At 36.1% G+C, this 19,946-nt stretch carries 15 protein-coding genes; all 15 read right to left on the reverse strand.

All coding sequences use genetic code 11. The annotated features are described in order from the left end of the window. Position 1 precedes the first annotated feature (1 nt). The 15 genes from LB449_RS11900 to queG all read right to left on the reverse strand — a co-directional run bounded on the left by LB449_RS11900 (position 2) and on the right by queG (position 19,944). Complete coding sequence (locus LB449_RS11900; protein ID WP_224455322.1) at positions 2-541, reverse strand: DUF420 domain-containing protein; 540 nt, start codon at positions 539-541, stop codon at positions 2-4. After that, positions 538-1,212, reverse strand: a complete 675-nt coding sequence (locus LB449_RS11905) for an SCO family protein (protein WP_224455323.1) — start codon at positions 1,210-1,212, stop codon at positions 538-540. Before LB449_RS11905 ends, LB449_RS11900 begins: the two co-directional genes overlap by 4 nt. Next, the gene (locus tag LB449_RS11910) at positions 1,212-1,850 is read right to left on the reverse strand and encodes a redoxin domain-containing protein (RefSeq protein WP_224455324.1); all 639 of its coding nucleotides are present in this window, start codon (positions 1,848-1,850) and stop codon (positions 1,212-1,214) included. The genes LB449_RS11905 and LB449_RS11910 overlap by 1 nt, the downstream gene beginning before the upstream one ends. Positions 1,851-1,925: 75 nt before the next feature. Further along, positions 1,926-2,291, reverse strand: a complete 366-nt coding sequence (locus LB449_RS11915; protein WP_224455325.1) for a cytochrome C oxidase subunit IV family protein — start codon at positions 2,289-2,291, stop codon at positions 1,926-1,928. A gap of 25 nt (positions 2,292-2,316) precedes the next feature. Continuing rightward, a complete protein-coding gene (locus LB449_RS11920) occupies positions 2,317-3,303 on the reverse strand; it encodes a cytochrome c oxidase subunit 3 (RefSeq protein ID WP_224455326.1) in 987 nt (328 codons plus the stop codon). A gap of 44 nt (positions 3,304-3,347) precedes the next feature. Beyond that, positions 3,348-3,914 carry a cytochrome c oxidase subunit 3 gene (locus LB449_RS11925; protein ID WP_224455327.1) on the reverse strand — a complete coding sequence of 189 codons (567 nt, stop codon included), beginning with the start codon at positions 3,912-3,914 and terminating at the stop codon, positions 3,348-3,350. Beyond that, positions 3,905-4,807 (reverse strand): heme o synthase, encoded by a 903-nt coding sequence (cyoE, locus tag LB449_RS11930; protein WP_224455328.1) that lies wholly within the window; start codon positions 4,805-4,807, stop codon positions 3,905-3,907. The genes LB449_RS11925 and cyoE overlap by 10 nt, the downstream gene beginning before the upstream one ends. A gap of 80 nt (positions 4,808-4,887) precedes the next feature. Further along, positions 4,888-6,957: a gliding motility protein RemB gene (locus LB449_RS11935; RefSeq protein WP_224455329.1), complete on the reverse strand. Its 2,070-nt coding sequence runs from the start codon at positions 6,955-6,957 to the stop codon at positions 4,888-4,890. A gap of 101 nt (positions 6,958-7,058) precedes the next feature. Next, a complete protein-coding gene (locus LB449_RS11940) occupies positions 7,059-7,775 on the reverse strand; it encodes an energy transducer TonB (protein ID WP_224455330.1) in 717 nt (238 codons plus the stop codon). Between the two features lie 61 nt (positions 7,776-7,836). Then, the gene (locus LB449_RS11945) at positions 7,837-8,151 is read right to left on the reverse strand and encodes a VanZ family protein (protein WP_224455331.1); all 315 of its coding nucleotides are present in this window, start codon (positions 8,149-8,151) and stop codon (positions 7,837-7,839) included. Between the two features lie 49 nt (positions 8,152-8,200). Next, a complete protein-coding gene (gene gcvH, locus LB449_RS11950) occupies positions 8,201-8,578 on the reverse strand; it encodes a glycine cleavage system protein GcvH (protein WP_224455332.1) in 378 nt (125 codons plus the stop codon). Between the two features lie 15 nt (positions 8,579-8,593). Next, a complete protein-coding gene (gene sov / locus LB449_RS11955; protein ID WP_394372322.1) occupies positions 8,594-15,790 on the reverse strand; it encodes a T9SS outer membrane translocon Sov/SprA in 7,197 nt (2,398 codons plus the stop codon). A gap of 35 nt (positions 15,791-15,825) precedes the next feature. Next, the gene (gene ruvA, locus LB449_RS11960) at positions 15,826-16,407 is read right to left on the reverse strand and encodes a Holliday junction branch migration protein RuvA (protein WP_224455333.1); all 582 of its coding nucleotides are present in this window, start codon (positions 16,405-16,407) and stop codon (positions 15,826-15,828) included. 92 nt (positions 16,408-16,499) lie between these two features. Beyond that, positions 16,500-18,782, reverse strand: coding sequence for an NADP-dependent malic enzyme (locus LB449_RS11965; RefSeq protein ID WP_224455334.1), 2,283 nt, complete (start codon positions 18,780-18,782; stop codon positions 16,500-16,502). Between the two features lie 235 nt (positions 18,783-19,017). Beyond that, positions 19,018-19,944, reverse strand: coding sequence for a tRNA epoxyqueuosine(34) reductase QueG (queG, locus tag LB449_RS11970; RefSeq protein ID WP_224455435.1), 927 nt, complete (start codon positions 19,942-19,944; stop codon positions 19,018-19,020). Positions 19,945-19,946: the final 2 nt, after the last annotated feature.

Consider the following 19,946-nt stretch of genomic DNA (forward strand, 5'->3'; position numbering starts at 1 on the left):
TTTAGTAATAAGGTAGCATAAATAGATAAACAAGAACTCCTGTTATAGCAACATATAACCATATGGGAAATGTCCACCTTGCAATTTTTTTATGTTTTGTATATTCTCCTGTCAAACCTCTATACATTGTAAATAAGACAAGAGGTATAATGATGGCAGAAAGCGCGATATGTGTAATTAAAATAAAAAAGTAAATATACCTCAGGGCTCCTTCTCCACCATAAGGCACAGGTTCATTACTGATTTTTGAAATGACATAGCTTACCAAAAATAAGGCGGATAATCCAAAAGCAGTTATCATGACATTCCTATGAGCTATTTTTCTGTCTTGCTTGATAAAAGTGTATCCTAGAAGCAATAAAATTGCCGTCATACCATTGATAAGCGCATGGAAAAATGGAAATGAACCAACTTCTAAACCTAAGAGGTCATATCGGGTTGGAAGGTTCATTAATACAACAACCACAATAGGTACAATAACGGATAGCCCTATTATGATAGGAACAATAGTTTTGTCAGATCTACTTAAAGTCGCTTTCATTTTAAAAGTATTTCAATGTCTTCTATCAATATATCAATTTGTTGTGTCTCATGACTTTGACTGTCAGATTGATTTCTGGGTACCGAACCCTGGTAAAAAATAATAGGATTACCGGCCTCGTCTTTCCTACTCCGGATGTAACCCTCTTGGTCAATTAAAGCGAAAAATCCAGAATGCTCAAAACCACCCTCTGCATTTTCATCTTCTCGAGCATAAATATTGAAACCTTGGTTTGCTAATTCGTAAATTTCATCTTGGTCACCCGTAAGGAAATTCCAGTGTGGCAACTTCACCCCCAACTCATCAGCATGTTCTTTCAAAACCTCGGGAGTATCATGTTTAGGATTGATGGTGAATGATGCAATTCCAAAGTTCATATTTCCATAAAATTCATCTTGAACTTCCAGAAGATTCTCGTTCATTATGGGACAAATCGTTGGACATGTCGCGAAAAAGAATTCCACTACATAGACTTTACCGAGGTAGTCTTCATTGGTTATTGTGTCTTTGTTTTGATTTACAAACTCAAATTCTGGAACTTTTTTGCGCTCACCATTGATTTCAATATACGCTAAGCTCTCTGTGGAATTTCTTGATAACATCTCACTGACTACCCAGATTCCAAAAACTAAAATCACTAGAGATATTCCTACGTAAGAATATTTTTTCATTATTTTTTCTCTCTTTGGGCGTTATTCTTTTTCAAAGCAAATCTATATTCTGCTAAGATAATCTTTACATCATCGTTCATTTTATCGCTTACTTCTTTCAAATTACTAAGATCGTAGGCATATTTTGTTCCTTCATCTTCATCATCGCTACGCCCTCTTAATTTCATCTGCTTGTCAATGATAAAAGCATATTCACTGGAAAGTTTGTCATCTAATTTCAAATCTGAATCCAGGCTTTCAAATAATCTCTTTATCTCTTTGTCTCCAAGCACTAGAAAAAACCATTCGGAAGCATCAGATGTTTTGTTGATTTCATTTCTGAAATCTTTGATACGTTCTTCTGAATTTAATTCAGTTATGCTTACAACCTGAAAATTATCAAACTTGTGATAGCGGTCATAAATCTTCTCTTTCATATTGAAAGCGTGAACCTTTATTACATCAAAGTCTTTTCCAAAGAAAGTGAGGATAGTGATTTTGTCATCGAAAGTAATCTGCTCAGTCTCAAATTCTTTTAATTCTGAAAGGTTTTCATTGAGTACGGGAAGTCTGCCAAATGAATTTATTCCGCTAGAAAAAAACAGATAAGCAACAAGCGGCAGTACAAATAAGACAATAAGAACAATGTACTTTTTCATGTTTAAAATATATGCAAAATTAAAAAAGGCGGTTCTCTAAAAACCGCCTTTTGAAGTATTTTTAACCTTTAATCTTTAGAAATCCCAAGTGATATAACCACTTTCGTAGATCTCCTGAATATATGTACCTTCTATGAGAAGGATGGCAATTAAATAGGATATAAGAAAAACGCCTGTCCATACTACCACTCTTCGCAGACTTGCAGCTTCATGCTCCATGTGCATAAATGCCCAGACTATGTAATAGGCTTTAATTATTGTTAGTACTATAAATATCCAGTTAAGAAGTGATAATGAAACCAAATCTGTATGAACCAAAAAATCTGGTTTAAAGATACCGAGTACTACCTCTACTATCGTTAAGATAGAAAGAATGATGAATACTTGCCAAATTCGCTTTTTCGCTCCTGAGTGTTCGCCGTGAGTTGTATCGTGTGCCATTGTGATATAATTCTTTATTAAAATGTTATACTAAGTAGAAAAAGGTAAAAACAAATACCCAAACTAAATCGACAAAGTGCCAGTATAGTCCGACCTTTTCCACCATTTCATAACTTCCTCTTTTCTCATATGTTCCTACTAAAACATTAAAGAATATAATAATTAGTATAATAACTCCTGAAAGAACGTGAAAACCGTGAAAGCCGGTAATGAAGAAGAAGAAACCTCCAAACAATGGTGCACCATATTCATTTTGAGATAAATTGGCACCTTGTATAACTCCAATACCCGATGTATTTAACTTGAGCAAAGATTCCTCTCTGTTTAAAACTTCTTTTTCACCCTCGTCAGTAATTTCCATGGTTCTAACCCGAAGATCTGGATTTGCAGCAAAGCCATTTTTCACATCTTCTATAGACAAAGGATTATAAGAAGCTTCAGAATTATACCATATCCCATTTTTAGCTTCATGCTGAGTTCTATCTTTTATAGATGCGCTGGAGAATTCCTCAAGAGCTACCCGATTACCTTCAGAGTCAGCAAACTGTATAATTTTACCACTTCTGGTTTCAACTGCTCCATATTCACCTGATATAAAATTAGACCATTCCCAAGCTTGAGAACCTATGAAAATAATACCTCCAAGTATTGTCAAAGCCATATAAGTAACGACTTTATTCTTTTGCATTTGGTGACCAGCATCTACAGCAAGAACCATTGTTACAGATGAAAAAATCAAGATAAACGTCATTAAAGCCACATAATACATCGGAGCATCTACACCGTGTAAGAATGGAAAATGATTAAACACTTCATCCGCTATAGGCCATTCATTTATAAATTTAAATCTTGTAAACCCATAAGCAGCCAAAAACCCTGAAAATGTAAGAGCATCCGATGAGATAAAGAACCACATCATCAATTTTCCATAACTCGCTTTAAGTGGTTTTTCATCACCTCCTCCCCAAGTTTTTCCCTCGGTACCTGTTTTCGCAACGGTAGTAGCTTCCATAAAAATCAAATATTAATGTTCTGCAAAAATAGACAATTTTATTATTATCTAAAGAAATATAAAAACAAAAAGAGGTATAGCCAAAGCCCATCTACGAAGTGCCAGAAGGTTACTCCCAAACGCAATCCCAACATGTTTCCTTTAGAATATTTCTTTTTAAAATGATTATAAATTACAACTAAAAGTACAATGAGACCGGCAGCTACGTGGACTACGTGTGCTAGAACCAATAGATACACAAAAGACATAGTGATGCTACTTGCGCTTCCAGTAAAGTAGTAACCCGCTTCCACAATTTCATCAAACCCGATGAATTGCATCACTATAAACAAAACCCCTAAAATGAAAGTGGATACGATTGCGATATTAGCTTTATCTGTATCACCTTCAGCTGTAAATTTTTTGGTCAAATGAAATGTAATACTGCTTATAAAAATGACCAGTGTACTCCAGATAAAAACATCTGGCAACTGATAATCTGTAAGCCAATCTGGGCGGTTTTCACTTACTACATAGGCACTAGTAAGACCAGCAAACATCATTCCCATACTTATGATGCCAAACCACATCATCATCATTCTCGCCCGTTTGTGTTTCTCGTCTAAAGCCATAATCTGATATATTTATCTAAAACGTAAATAATTTGTATTAAAGTAATATAGGACACACTTGCCAACATAAGTTGTCTTGCCTGTTTAATTTCTCTGTTTTTGAAAAGTTTAATTGCATAAAACAACATCACCAAACCTAGAGCAAAAATTAAAACTGCTGAAACCACAGACAACTTTAAGTCACCCGTTACTCCAAGTACTGGAACTACAGAAACAAGAAGTGTCCAAACTGTGTATAAAATAATTTGCATGGCAGTTCCTTTGTCTCTTTTGCCTGTAGGCAACATAAAAAAACCACCTTCCTTGTAATCGTCATAAAGCCACCATCCTAGTGACCAAAAGTGAGGGAATTGCCAAAAAAACTGTATCATAAATAGCGTCCCTGCCTCTATCCCGAAAGAACCTGTTGCAGCTACCCAACCCAGCATAAAAGGAATTGCTCCTGGGAATGCTCCAGCAAATACAGAAAGCGGAGTCATCGTTTTTAAAGGTGTGTAAATACTTACATAGAGAAAAATAGAAATGGCGCCAAACATGGCTGTAATAGGATTGATTACAAAAAGCAGTAGCAATCCAATGATGGTAAGAATTGTAGCTATGGCAAATGCGGTATTCACCGACATCGTGCCGGAAGGAATGGGACGGTTTTTGGTCCTCTTCATTTTTGCGTCAAGATCCTTCTCTATGATCTGGTTGAAAGCATTGGATGCACCAACCATTGCATAACCCCCAATTGCCAATAGGATTAAATTCCAAAAACTGAATTCATCTGCGCCTAACAAGTAACCTGCTATGGAAGAAAAAACAACACTTACAGCTAGTCTAAATTTTGTAAGCTCTTTGAAGTCTTTAATCCATAAAAGTATATTTGGATATGCTAAGGAGGTTGACAATACTTGAAATTTTTGCAAAGATACGGCTAAAAAGTTTTTTTTTAGAAGCAGACGTTCGTTAATATTTACTAAGTATTGGCTTAATAATCATAATACCAATTAAAAATATCTGTCCTGAATCCTAGATTAACCCAAGTTGTATTTCTGTCAAAATTTAGGGCTGTATTTTCTGAAACATCAAATTTTCGATGAATTAAATTGAGGTAAACTTTTAAGTTAGTTGTGGGATTGACAATAAATCCAGCCTCTAGTTCGCCGTAGTAAGAATTGCCTCTGTTTCCTTGACCAATATTTATACCTTCATCAGCGATTCTTAGCCTTTCATCTCCGAGTAAATTAGTTCCATAAAAAGGATCGCTGCTTTCATTGGTTTCGAATCCACGTTCACCAAAAATGAATTTCGCATGTCCATACCATCTGTCTTTCTTATATCTGGTAATGAATAAAAGTTCTCTAAAATTTGCTCCCCACAAATGAGCCATAGACTGGTTATCGTTGGTGTAATGAAGATTCAAAGTATTGTGAGAATAAGTGTAAGGTCTTACCTGGTTATATTCTAATTGTAAGAAGAGATTATCCACCTTGAAGGCGTCAGCATATTTTAAACCCATCTGAAAGCCGAATTTATTTTTCCAGCTTTTATTACCTGCAGTCACATCATTAACCGAAAATTCATCTATAAGTAGCTGACCATAGCTATTGATTTGGTCAGTCCATTTATATTTATAACTAAGGCCAATAAGGGATTTACCAGACCTGGAACCTGTGGAGTATTCAACCATATTGTAAAACAAAATTGGGTTTACAAAATTCCAATCGAAGCCTCGATTGGGTTCATTTTCAAACAAAACAGATTCAAATAAACCAATATTAAGTCGTTTATTGACATTGTAGCTCAAATAATGAGTCGCCATATATTTGGTCAAGAAAGCACCACCATCCGTGAGTGTATTTGGATTTCTTAAAGAGGACCAGGTATTGGTATACTTAAATTTCCAAAAACTTGTATTGACTTTTACATAAGCATTGGGTGAAGCATTATCACTCATAAAAAGAGATCTGTAACCGTCACCGATAAAATTATTGCCTCTACCAAATTGTACGTCTAGAAAATCTGTAGCATTATAAGACAGATAGCCTTCAACAACGGGATAATCAAACCCGTCACGATAAGGCTCTCCAATTCCTCGACCTGGAATATTCACCTGGCCTGAGTTCCTTCTCCCTAAATCCTCCGCTAAATCATTGAAATACCCTGCAAATTTTCCCTGACTCTCATAAATCACCGTGAAAAAATTGAGCCGATCTCCTAAACCTCCTTGAAAAATACCAGCTCTAGTATTATTGTAGGTTGTAACGGACTCTTCAAAATCTCTACCTACCTGAAGATCTGCAGCAATATCAAACGTAAACCAATAATCTTCACCTTGTATTTGAACAGTATTTTCATTGAAAAATTTTCGTCCGAACCAGGTCTCCTTATCATAAAATAAAGCCCTGTTTTCTTTTTCAAAGTCGTAATAAGGTTGAACTTCTGTATACTTGTAAGGCTTTGAAGCTGTGTGCGCATTAGTTCCAATCTTATCCATCTTTGTCGTAAATCTATTATACAACTCATGAGATAAAGGAATGTTGAGACCGCTTTTGTACTGAGGATAGTTAAAGTCTTTTGTTTTTATATCATCAAATTCATTCTGGTAACTTTCTAATGGCTCTTCTTTCTGAATTGACTCTTCTTGAATAGATGATTGAAAAAGTGGGATTTGGAGTGGCATTCTAAATTGAACATAAGTTGGTGCTCCATTGTAAGTTGCGGGTCTAATTTTTGGAATACTACTGAAGACTCTTTCGAGTTCATCGTTCAATTCTTGGTATTCTGAATTCACATACAACATCTGAAATACCCCATCTCTGTCAACTTCAAAAATTACAGTCGCAATTCCATTATAATTTTCTGAAGAAATGATTTTAGGTTCATTATAATTGGAAAAAATAAAGGACTTGAGTTGATTCTTAAAACACTTTTCCTGTTCTGATTTTGAAATACTTTCACAAGAAGGAAAAGTAGGATAACTTTCAGTTTTTGAAATAAAGTTTTGACTGAAACCCGAAACAAAAGCAAGGAATAAAACTAAAGGAAGGCTTTTCATAATTTACTAGTTGGAAAGACTCTACAAATATGATTTAAAAATAGGAATAAAAAAATCCCGAATGCAATATTCGGGATTTAGGTATTATGAAATTATAAAATTTAGTCCTGGACTTGAAAAGTAATAGGAAGGGAATAAAGTACCCCTACATTTTGACCTCTTTGTTGACCAGGCTTCATTTTAGGTAACTTTTTTATAACTCTTTCGCCTTCAGATTGTAATCTTGGGTGTGGAGCTCTAGCCGCAACATTTACAATATTACCAGATTTATCAATTTTAAATTGAACGTAAACTCTATTTACACCGCTTAATCCTAGATCTGCAGCAAGACCAGTGTCAAAGTTTTTATTTACAAACTGACTTATCTTTTTACTCATGCATTGCTTACGTTCTTCATTGTTATTTAAGCCTTCACAACCTGGAAAAATTGGCACACTTTCAATAACAGCAAAAGGAACATCACCAATTTCTTCCTCTACCTCCTCTACCTCTTCAACTTCGACCACTTCATTCTGGTCAGTCTCAGTAGACTCAATAACTACTTCCTCCACTTCTTCATCATCTTCAACAACCTCAATTACTTCCGGTGCTGGTGGCGGCGGCGGTGGTGGCGGTGGTGTTTTTTGTATTTCAGTAATTGGCACATCTTCTTCATCTAACATGTCAAGATTTACAACACCAGTATCAATAGCATCTCTGTCATAGGTCTTCCATTCAATCATTATCAGTGTAATTCCTAGAACTAGTGCTAGTCCAATCTGGAAAAACAGAAGACTTTTTCTGGAAAGATCTTTCTTCGGATTCTTTTTTGGTTCCATATTATTATTTTAAATAGTTTACTAAAGTATAAAAAAAATGAAATTTACTTTCAATTTGGATTTATATTTTCAAAAATCTTTTTCTAAAAAAATGAAATGTAGAATAACTTATAATAACTCCTGAGCTGTTTGCTATGATATCATAAATATCAAAAACCCTATAATCTGTTGTTATTTCTTGTAAAATCTCAACAATAATACCAAAACTAATAATTCCTAAAGAAATCAAAACATTTTTTTTAAAAGGTTTTGATGAGTAAGGGACTATAGCTAGAAGCCAAGCAGTATTAAGAAAGAAATAAGCAATGAGATGATAAAGCTTATCTTCATATTGAACCTCAAGTTTTGGTAAGCTACTAATATCTGATAAAGACAAATAAAATATTAGAAGGGTACATAAAATTGCAAATACTAGAAGCAATTTACTATTCAATATGAGACTTATAAGTTTCTGCATCCATCAACTCTTTAATCTCGTCTTGATTTGCTATTTTCATTTTGATCATCCATCCTTTTTGGTAAGGCTCCTCATTTACCATTTCTGGCTCATCTTCTAGTTCTTCATTGAATTCTAAAATTTCGCCACTTAGAGGTAAGTAAAGATCAGAAACTGTTTTTACTGCTTCTACAGTACCAAAAACTTCATCTTTATCCAAGGTTTCTCCAACGGTTTCCACTTCTACATATACTATGTCCCCAAGTTCACTTTGAGCAAAATCAGTAATACCAATAGTTGCTGTGTCTCCGTTAATCTCGATCCATTCATGATCTTTTGTGTACTTTAAATTGTCTGGTGTGTTCATTCGTTAGTTATTTTTTTAATTTCCAAAATTATATCTCAACGTAACTCCTGTTCTAATCGTTGTTTGAGGAAATATCGTTGAGATTGCGTTTTGCGAAAATACGTGATCGTAGAAAAATAATGCAGTTAAATTCTTAGTAAATGCATAATCTGCTACAAAATTTATTGACCAGATGTCCTGTCCGGAAGTTACTCGATTACTTAACACATCTAAATTTCTAATAATAGTTTCATTTCTTCTCAAAGAAAGGTCCGCTTTTATATTCAAATCGCTACTCAACACTCTCCTATTTCCTTCAAATTGAGTTACAACTGTTAGATCTTTTATCCTGTACCCTAATCCAACAATATACTCATCTCCTTGCATTTCTGTGAGCAAATTATTATTAAAGCTTAAAGACAGAGCCCGGTCTCTTCTAACTTCAGCAATCACACTTATAGAATTTTTCATTTCAAAATCAAACTTGACTAGGGGACTGAACTCTTCTATAAGATTAACATTTGAAACAAATAACTCTGGTCTAAAGTTGCCATTTTCATCTAAATTGAAATTTCCGAAAGGGTCTCTTCCGTTGAATTCTAAGTTGGATTGGAACTGATTGATTGTATAGGTTGACCTGTAGCCATGTTGAATAGAGAAACGGTTGAAGTTTTCTCTGAACCAGGTTAATCTCATAAATCCTGTATATTTCAAATTCCAGCCTGGTATTGGTATATCTCTAAGTATTCCCAGGTCTTCACTTTCTGGACTTGATCCCGTGTATGCCGATAAAAAAGATGGTAATAATACAGCCTGACTAGTTCTACCAAACCCAACCGGAAAACCATTTTCATCTATATTATTAGGATCGTTAAGATTGATTCCTGCTTGTTCTGCCAATCTATTGGCAACTATAAATCGATTTTCTCTAAACTGTTCAAAATTCTCTGAGACATCTCTTGTACTCGTGCTGAACGACGTGCGTATCATATTGGTAGAAATCCTGAAGTTCCCAAATGTGTTCGGAATGATGGAATTATATTCCATCGTTTCAGGATCTACCCGGAAGTTCTCAGTATACGTATCAGAATACAGTCTATTGGCGATTAAGTCTACAGTAAGACCTGGCAAAAGTTTTAATCCTGCCTGGATATCCAATTGTTGATTATCTGTCCTGGTATATTGTTCATTAAAATCCTGATACATTGTAAGCCAGCCTCTTCTTGCCGCTTCTCGTCTTACATCGTTTTGGCTTCCAAAAGTAAAACCAGCAGTAGGTTTCAAAGTTCCACCAAAACCAACATCATTGGTATAGCCTGGCAAGAAAATACCCTTCGTGTCAGAATAATTAACTTGTACTCTGTCCAAAGCGGTCACAATTCCGATAAGCGTATTCACGGCTTTATCGCCAACGCTTAATTCTGTGTCAGTATTTTGTGTAGTATTATTTTGGTTTCCTCCTTGATTTTCTTCCTGCCCTTGACCAGGTTGTCTTCTTCTTACGTTTCTTTTGATCTCTGCCGGATTTTGAGCTCTTTTCTTCGTCAATCCTAAGTAAGAATAAAAACTAGACATATTCAAGTTCGAATTGATTTGATGACTTGCCGAATTTTGAACTGAGTTCCCCAGATCTGGTATTCCTTCAAGACCTCTTAAAATTTCTGAACCCTTAGTCCATAAAAAATCACCTGTATAAGAGTATTGTGTTTGAACAAATTTTAAAAAAGGAATTTTATTAAACGGTAGAGTGTAATTAAGCTGAAGTTGTTGATAATGCCTGTTCGGTATTCCTACATCAAAGAAATCATCGAAAATACCGATACTGTTATCCTGTAAATTATTTTCATCTATGTAATTCCTTACAATTCTATTGGTGGAGGCGTTAAAGTTGAAATTAAGAGCTTTGGTTAAGCTATAATCTATGGCATATTCCCAATCAAAAAAGTAGTTCCTTTGGAATAACTTCGGAGTTCCGAGGCTTCCTGGGGGCAGATTAAATTCTCTATACCTCAACTCATTGTATTGTCTATTCACATTTGCTCCAGCAGTAATACTATTGGGCAAAAGATTAACATTAAAATCTTTGAAAATTGCAAAATACGGACTTTCAAAAAGACCTATATTTTCTAAAGGTTTAACTTCCAGAGGTTGAAAGTTGAAGCCATAAGTAAGTGCAGCATCTACATTTTGATCCAGAGATTCTCTTATTTCAAAATCTCTGTAATCCGTTTGATTATAACTGGCGGATAATGTAAAATTTTCAACATCATAAGGCATTGGTGTTTTATCTTCGTTGGTTCTATCCTTCCTCAGACCAATAACACTAATTCCCTGCCTTCTGGTGTATGTTTCAGCCTGCTCTTGAAATTCAGCTCTATCATTTTCATCAGCGGTATTATCCAAGAGGGTTTCAAGTTCGAGGTCACCAAATACAGGATCAAATTGTGGAGTAATAAGTTCTTCTCCTCTATTGTAGTTTAATGGAATTTTTACTCCCCACTTTTGAGGCAGGACCTGGCCTAAATTAAGTCCTGTTACAACATCGTATTGCTGGATATCTTCTCTGCTCCTTTGATTTGGACCTTGCTCAATTGCTCCAAAACCTATAGTAGACATTCTTCCACTTGCTGAGACATTTGCAAAATCTGCAAAATTGGTATCGAGGTTTAAAACTGCAGCCCAACCTCCCTCATTTTTTAAACCCGACAATCTCATTTCATTAAACCAAACTTCACCAGAAACGTTTTGACCACTAGAATTTTTAAGACCAAGCATCATAACTCTTATATTACCAAAACTAGGATTACCAATAATTCCTACTTTAAGATTTTCATTGAAGCTGCCATTAACAGGATTTAGAGATTCATCAAAATAATTGAGCTCAAGATTACTTAAATTATCGTCACCTAGAACTCTTGATTTAATCTGCTGAAGTAATTCTAAAGGAAGATTCAAATCATTTTCTAAAGGCCAAACTCCTCTGGGAGAGAGATCTTGAGGATCTGAAACTTTTAAAGGAATTTCAATCTGGTAATAGTTACTGGTAAAATCAATACCCATTCTTATAAAAGCCGTAAGCTGGTCATCTTGGAGCTGGGTGTTTGGTGATGGTAATGATTGTGCGTGCAAATACATTTCCAATCGTTCAAATTGCCGCATATCAATCTGGTAGTTTTTGAAAACCCCTCTAGAATCTTCAGACTTTAAGTTACTCACTTTTAAAGCAAGAGACTTTTCATCTTCACGAATAGCTACATTATTATTTACTAATTCCTCTCTCAAAACTCCAGGCGGAGTTACGTAATTTGAAGTGATTTCTTCGCTTACTGCTTCAGAATTAAACTGGGTATTTCCAATATTTGGATTTGATCCATCTGGTAAAATGGGTTGATCGTAGGTAAAATAATCTCCTCTTACGAGTTCCAAAGTTCCAAATCTTAAGATCGTTTCCTGACTGAAGTCTGTCATAAACATTCTCATGAACCGTATAGATCTGAGGTCACTTATTCCCCCGATAGCAAATTCTTCGCTAGTTCTCAACGGAACTCTAAACTGAACCCATCTTGCTTCTATTTCTTGTCCATTTTGAAGCGTCGTAATCACTTCCTGAACATCCGTAATGTAATCTGAATTTATTCCAGGCCTAGAGCTTGTATTATTTTCTACACTCATGTTAGGAAAAACAGGAACTTCATACTCAAAGTAACTATCGATCGTATTCATGGTGTTGTCCATATTTACATCTTCAACATCTGGAAAAGCAGAATTACCACGATTATTCTCCGTGACTTCCACAGGATTGTTTCCTTCAGTACCATTAAAATTTCTGTACCGATTTAGAATATCTCCATTTCTATCTAAATAATACTGGTAATCATCATTGGAAGGATCTTCGAAGCTTGAAAATTCGGGAAACTTTTCGGCCTCATCTAGATTATCTAATCCATCAAATCCAACGTCTTGATTTACTCTTTCTTGCCCATTGGTATCAAAAGCATAGACCAAAGATTGATTGCTTGGTACTTTAGCATAATTGGTCGATAAAGTATTTGAATTTCCGCCATCTTCTGGTAGACCATTTTCAAATTGTTTTCTCCCATCTTTCAAAATATCCTCGGATATACTTCCAAAGTTAAGTACCACTTTACCTCCTGTATTTGCAGTATTTTCAGGATAGATAAAAGGATCCATCACCCAAAATTCGACATACTCTACATTGGATTGTTCAAAATCTGTAGTTTGTAAACCTCTCATTATACCCCCAAAATTTTGATTCGGGTTAGGAAGTGTGTTATCGCTAGTGGCTGCCGAATTGTAGTTATACATTCCTCTTTCACTGGGTCTGTATACCAAATCCAACGGAAATAAAGTTTGAATTTGTCCAGGTACAATATCAATATTGGGAAATATTTCATTCACGAGAATCCGTCTTGAGTAATATTGAGAAAGATCTTCGTCTGTTACATCTCCTGGTCTTTGAAAACTATAAAAAATGGGGTCTATGGTATACCAATTGAGCTTGGCTCTATAATCATTTGTGCTTATATCATTGTTGGCATCGTATGTACCGTTAGCATCATTTGGCCCTCTGTAACCTACTGGAGCGCTTGACAACTTCCAAGCCTGCGGATCTATAACAGAGATAGACGTTTGTGAACCTTCAAAATCGTCTACATAACTTGTAGCATCTCCTTCAAAATCACTTGCATTTGGGCTTCCGGGTAATAAATAAGCAAATTCTCCTCTGAGAGAAAAATTCGATTCTACATCTGTATCAATATTTGGTAGTTTATTAACCATTCTGGTAAAGAATGGAACTGTAGTATTATAATTGAAATTAACTCCGTAAATACTATTATTCACAGGTTCGGTCCCATAATCTGCTTTTTGGGTAATCGGTCTTTCGTTCAAATTTAAAAATGTTCCACCTATCAGTAATTCTTCACTAAACCTATGCTGAACATCAATTCCTGTAAATCGCTTGGTTTGCCTTCCAAATAAAGCATTGTTTTCTGTAGACACCTGGATTGGAGTATCCGAAGCGAGTAAGGCATCATCGAGGATGTTTACCCTTCCTAACTCATAATCCACCGTATAATCTATTCCTTCCTGAAGTATTCTGCCTCCTGCGGAAACAGTCACAGAACCCCTGGGAACGTTGAAGGCACCAATAGGGATTCCACCAGTATTTGAAGCTTTATAACGTCCTGATAATTTGAATTTATTTTTCTCAGCTCCTTCTTGTTGAGCCTGTATTTTGGTAGTTGCATAAAGACTTCTGAAAACATACTTGGATTGGTTTTCGTTATAAGTCTGAGGATTATCATAATCTTCTGAACCAGTCTCTAATTTACTAAAGAGGTGCTCGCCAAAAGGTTCTACTTTGGTAAACTTTAAAATTCCGTTTTGAGGATCAATGGTGATATTGGGCACAAAGTCAAAAAAGCCGTCGCCACCATTCACGGGGTCATTATTAAAATTTAAGTTATCGAGATCTAAAACCTGCAAAAGGTTAGTTTCACTCACATCATCTGGAAGAGGGGTTGTGCTCCCTGGCGCTTCGGTAATAAAGTTGACAGGTTGTGGATCTGCATATAAAATATTGAATCTAAACCCGTCCTGCTCCAATCCAGAAGCTCCTAGACTGTAAAAGTTTTTCATCATCAGATCCCAAATTGGCTCCTGGACAAAGGTAATTGGACTCTTGAGTAGTTTTACAATTAAGTTTTGGTTGAGTGCAATTTGCTCCTCCTGTTGTTCCGGGTTTTCTTGAGTTTCTGTTCCTGGGGGTCCCCCATTTCCAAATTCACCAACACGAAACACCCGCCCATCGGTTGTAGTATATTCAAAAGCAACTCCTAAAACCTCGTCATTGTTAAGACGTTGATTCAAAGAAATATACCCTAACTGAGTGTTTAAGTAATATTCATTGGGCTGCAATTCTCTTGCATTTTCTAGAATTGCATAATCACGCCCTTCAGAAACAAAAGACTGTGCAGAACCAAAGCCCTCCTGTATGGATGCTAGATCTCTTATCTGGCTCGTCAGCACCGACTGCCCGCTACCAAGAGCACTGGGGTTGAACAAGTTATTAGCATTATTAGGTCTTCCGTTGGGGTTCAATATAAAATTGGGGACTGGAGATGGTATTGGGTCACCTGTATTATCATCTTGTAATAATCCTAGATTGCCAGGTTCACTTTCACCAAGATCTTGCAAAGCAATAATATTCCTTGCATTGGATGTCGTTGCAGAATTGTTTGTCCGATTGGTAACCCAAACCTGAAGTCTTGTAATCTGAATCCTGCTATTGATAAAGGGATAGTTTTCTAAAGCTCGATCATATTCGTCTCTAAAGAAATGGGCAAGAAAAAAGTGCCTGTTTTCATCATAGTCCAAAGCAAATTTATCAAATTCTCTCACAGTCGCTCCACCCTGGATATTTACACTTTGTCGCTCTGAATTTAATTCTGAAAATACTCCCGTTATTGTAGTCTTTCCGAATTGAAGCTGAGTTTTTACACCAAACAAACTTTGTGAACCTTGTATAAGCGAACTATTTAAAGGCATCTGAACGTTACCCACTTCAATCTTTTGAATAATATCGTCTTCAGAAGGAGTATAATCCAATTTAATTTGATTCTGAAAATCAAAAGTTGATTCCGTATCATATTCAGCATTCACTTGCAGTCGAGTCCCTACTGAAGCTTGTAAACTCATGCTGATGCGTTGATCAAAATCAAAAGTGAGATTGCTTTGATTTCTTGGAGATAACGAGGGATTATCCTGTTTACCATATAGGATGCCCATGTCTACGGCAACAGACCCCCTGGGTTGTACATCGATTTCATTTCCTCCAAATACTGACTGAAAAAAAGAATTGTTCACGTAAAAAATAGGAATCAAATTCTTTTGATTCTCCTCGTCGCCTTTTCCTAAACTGGCATCAGATTTCTCTTTGAAATAAGCTTTCATCTGTTCTTCCAGAACAAGATCTTCAAATTCCTGAGGGGTGAGAACCAAAGGATATTTTGTATTTACAGAACCGATTTTTTCTGTGTAGATATACCGATCTAAAATAGGATCATACTCATATTTCGAAACTATACTCGATGGATTTGGCATAGATATATTGCCAAAAGAAGGACCTTTAGGAATAGAATCTTGCTCATCCTGAGCATAAACATCAGATGCAAATAATATTGCAACAAGTAAAACTACAGGGCAAGAAATTATGTTAATGAGTCGATGAGTAATCTTCAAATGCTTTATAGATTTTTTAAGGCGAGTTTGATTATCTCTTCAACGCTTGCATTTGGATTATTATTACAAATTTTAGTGATAATTTTTCCAGATTGTTTTCTCGTGTAACCTAAAGTCTCCAAAGCGGATAAGGCTTCTTCTTTATTGGCGTGACTTGGAGAACTAACAATTTCTGTAAGCGCTTCTGTACTTTTGAATTTATCTTTAAGGTCTAAAATAACACGTTGTGCAGTTTTCTTACCAATACCTTTTACACTTTGTATGGTGTCTGTGTCTTCACTCGTGATTGCTTCAATCACCTGTTCCGGGGTAAGAGAAGATAACATTATCCTAGCTGTACTTGCACCAATACCAGACACGGATAATAATTGTCTAAATACTAGACGTTCCGCCTTATCTATAAATCCATATAACGTGTGGGAATCCTCTTTAACCTGAAGATGGGTGAATATTGTGATCAATTCTTCATCCTTCAAACGAGAAAAGGTATGAAGTGAAATATTCACCTCATACCCTATCCCGTTACAATCTATAACTATATGAGTTGGGTTTTTTTCTAAAAGTTTACCTCGTAGCTGAGTAATCATCTTAACTTAATTTTAGGAATCAAATGTAACAAAATTAAGTTTAGAACTTAAAAGTCTTTACCACATTATAAGCCACTCAATAATGGGATCTACTATACCTTACGCTTGCTTTTTTGCTGAGCATCTACAACCGCAACAGCAGACATATTTACCATCTCATCTACACTCGCTCCAAGTTGAAAAACATGAGCTGGCTTATTAAGTCCCATCAAAATTGGTCCTATGGAACCAGCACTATTTAGTTCTTTCATTAACTTATAAGTACTATTAGCAGAGTCAAGATTTGGATAAATGAGTGTATTGACTTTTTTTCCATTAAGTTTAGAAAAAGGAAATTTATCCATTCTCATTTTCTTGTTGAGAGCAAAATCAATTTGCAACTCTCCATCAACTGCAATTTCCGGATAATTTTTATGTAAATATTCCACTGCTTCTTTCACCTTTGATGCATTCGGATAGCTGGATGATCCGAAGTTGGAATACGAAGCCATAGCGATAACAGGGTCTATTCCAAACATTTTCACTGTTTTGGCTGTCATCTGGGCGATTTTAGCCAAAACTGTAGAGTCCGGATCTATGTTGATAGAGGTGTCACTAATAAAGATAGGCCCTCTTTTGGAGTTCATTAAGTTGGTAGCTGCTACATTGGTAACTCCTTTTTCTTTTCCTATTAATTCTAAAATCGGCTTTAGAACTGCAGGGTAAGCTCTAGAATATCCAGATAACATAGCATCTGCATCTCCGTTCTCTACCATCATTGCTGCAAAATAGTTTCGCTCTCTTATCAATTTTTTAGCATCGTAAAGAGTAACACCCTTTCTACTTCTTTTTTTCCAAAGAGCTTCCGCATATTCGTGTCTCTGTTTTTGCTCTTCATCAGATTTAGGATCTATGATAATGATATCCTCTCCTTCAAATTCAATTTCACTCATCAATTCAAGGATTACATCTCTTCTGCCTAGAAGTATGGGTGTAGCGATTTTTTCATCATAAACCTGTTGAGCGGCCTTTAAAACATCCAGATGATCTGCTTCAGCATAAACTATACGTTTAGGGTCTTGTTTAGCACGGTTAATAAGAAGTCTTGTTATCTTATCCTCACTTCCCATACGTTCCAGAAGATCTTCTTTGTAAGCCTCCCAATCTTCAATCGGAGTCTGAGCCACACCAGAATCCATAGCTGCCTTGGCAACGGCAGGTGGGACTTCAGCAATAAGTCTGGGATCAAAAGGTTTAGGTATGATATAATCTCTTCCAAAGTTGAGGCGTGTTTCAGCATAAGCAATATTCACTTGCTCTGGAACAGGTTCTTTGGCAAGTCTAGCCAGTGCTTTAACAGCGGCCATTTTCATCTCTTCGTTTATTTGCGTTGCGCGAACATCCAATGCACCTCTGAATATGTATGGAAATCCAAGAACGTTATTGACCTGATTTGGAAAATCTGTCCGTCCTGTTGCCATAATAATATCATCCCGAGTCTCTAAAGCTAGATCGTAATCTATTTCTGGATCTGGATTGGCCATTGCAAAAACAATAGGATCAGGCGCCATTTTTTTCAGCATTTCTGCCTTTAAAACTCCTCCCACAGAAAGCCCTAAAAACACATCTGCATTTTCGATTGCCTCGTTTAAATCTTTTATTTTTCTGGTTGTTGCAAACTCTATCTGTTTAGTAGATAAGTCATCTCTACTTTTATCAATTATCCCTTGACTATCAAACATCAGGATATTTTCTTTTTTAACACCAAGCAAGACATAAAGTTTTGTGCAAGCAATAGCAGCGGAACCTGCTCCAGACACTACAATCTGAACTTCATCTATTTTTTTGTCTGCCAGCTCTAAAGCATTCAAAAGTGCTGCAGCAGAAATAATAGCTGTTCCGTGCTGGTCATCATGCATCACAGGAATTGGCAATTCTGCTTTGAGTCTTTCTTCTATTTCGAAAGCTTCTGGAGCTTTAATATCTTCTAAATTGATACCCCCAAAAGTTGGTGCGATATTTTTTACTGTTTCAATAAATGCATCTATATCCTTGGTGTCTACTTCAATATCAAACACATCGATATCAGCAAATATTTTGAACAGTAAGGCTTTACCTTCCATAACTGGCTTGGAGGCTTCAGCTCCGATATCACCGAGTCCCAAAACGGCTGTTCCGTTTGATATTACTGCTACCAGATTTCCTTTGTTGGTGTATTTATAAGCATTTTGAACGTCCTTTTCTATCTCCTTACAAGGCTCGGCTACTCCTGGAGAATACGCCAACCCTAAATCTCTTTGGGATGCATGTTTCTTGGTAGGCACGACTTCTATTTTACCAGGTCTTGGTTTGGCGTGGTAGACTAAGGCTTCTCTGCGTTTTCTTGATGTACTCATAGGTTTCTTACTCTTGTCGAAGTCGTTTTAACTTCAACATATATTAAAAAAAACAAAGGTAAGGCTTAAGTCTAATTCTGAAAGACATCCGCTTCAATATTAGAACCAACATTTAATTGTTGCGGAACTTCTAAAAACTAAGAATCATAAAATTTAACAGAAAAGAGAACTTACCTATTTGCGAAAAATTGAATTATCTACAGGATTGATCTGGGGGGCATACTTTATAGGGGATTTAACTTGATTGAATATAATTCATATTTCTTTTCAAGCCTTCATACTTGGTACGTTTTACGGCTGATTTTCTGAAAATTTCATTGAAAATATCTTTAGTAATTTCCTCCCAGTCTTTTTTATCGAAAGAAAGCAAATCTGGATGAGGGTTGAACAATGGCTCATTATGAGGTTTACTAAATCGGTTCCAGGGACAAACATCCTGGCAAATGTCACAGCCAAACATCCAGTCTTCAAATTTATCTTGAAAGCCGTTGGGAATTTCATTCTTCAATTCAATGGTGAAATAGGAAATGCATTTGCTTCCATCCACTTTGTAGGGTTCATAAATCGCATCTGTGGGGCAGGCATCAATACATTTAGTGCATGAACCACAATGATCTGTTACTGGGGTATCGTATTCCAGATCGATATCCAAAATCAATTCGGCAATGAAATAAAACGACCCTGTTTGTTTTGACAGTAAATTGGAATGTTTGCCTACCCAGCCCAAACCACTTTTGGTGGCCCAGGCTTTTTCCAAAACTGGAGCAGAATCTACAAAAGCTCTACCTCCAATTTCACCTATTTCCTGATTCAGCGTATGCATCAGTTCCCTCAACTTAGACTTTATGATGTGATGGTAGTCTCTACCATAAGCATATTTACTGATTTTGTAGGTGTCGTCTCTTTGAGTTTCTTCTGGGAAATAATTATAGAGTAAAGAAATCACGCTTTTGGAACCTTCAACGAGTTTGGTAGGGTCCAAACGTTTGTCGAAATGATTTTCCATATACTGCATCTCACCATGAGCATTTTGCTTCAGCCAATTTTCCAATCGTGGAGCTTCTTTTTCTAAAAATTCAGCCTTAGAAATTCCACAAGACAAAAACCCAAGGCGATCTGCTTCAGCTTTTATCAGTTGGGTATAGGTTTCTTTAGTCGAGATAA

This window comes from Psychroflexus lacisalsi (assembly GCF_020164495.1).
Classification (GTDB): domain Bacteria; phylum Bacteroidota; class Bacteroidia; order Flavobacteriales; family Flavobacteriaceae; genus Psychroflexus; species Psychroflexus lacisalsi.

Coding starts and splice junctions, on each gene's coding strand:
- LB449_RS11940 (WP_224455330.1), bottom strand. CDS start 7,775: ATGGAACCAAAAAAGAATCCGAAGAAAGATCTTTCCAGAAAAAGTCTT.
- LB449_RS11925 (WP_224455327.1), bottom strand. CDS start 3,914: ATGGCTTTAGACGAGAAACACAAACGGGCGAGAATGATGATGATGTGG.
- gcvH (WP_224455332.1), bottom strand. CDS start 8,578: ATGAACACACCAGACAATTTAAAGTACACAAAAGATCATGAATGGATC.
- LB449_RS11910 (WP_224455324.1), bottom strand. CDS start 1,850: ATGAAAAAGTACATTGTTCTTATTGTCTTATTTGTACTGCCGCTTGTT.
- LB449_RS11905 (WP_224455323.1), bottom strand. CDS start 1,212: ATGAAAAAATATTCTTACGTAGGAATATCTCTAGTGATTTTAGTTTTT.
- LB449_RS11965 (WP_224455334.1), bottom strand. CDS start 18,782: ATGAGTACATCAAGAAAACGCAGAGAAGCCTTAGTCTACCACGCCAAA.
- LB449_RS11935 (WP_224455329.1), bottom strand. CDS start 6,957: ATGAAAAGCCTTCCTTTAGTTTTATTCCTTGCTTTTGTTTCGGGTTTC.
- LB449_RS11915 (WP_224455325.1), bottom strand. CDS start 2,291: ATGGCACACGATACAACTCACGGCGAACACTCAGGAGCGAAAAAGCGA.
- ruvA (WP_224455333.1), bottom strand. CDS start 16,407: ATGATTACTCAGCTACGAGGTAAACTTTTAGAAAAAAACCCAACTCAT.
- LB449_RS11920 (WP_224455326.1), bottom strand. CDS start 3,303: ATGGAAGCTACTACCGTTGCGAAAACAGGTACCGAGGGAAAAACTTGG.
- LB449_RS11900 (WP_224455322.1), bottom strand. CDS start 541: ATGAAAGCGACTTTAAGTAGATCTGACAAAACTATTGTTCCTATCATA.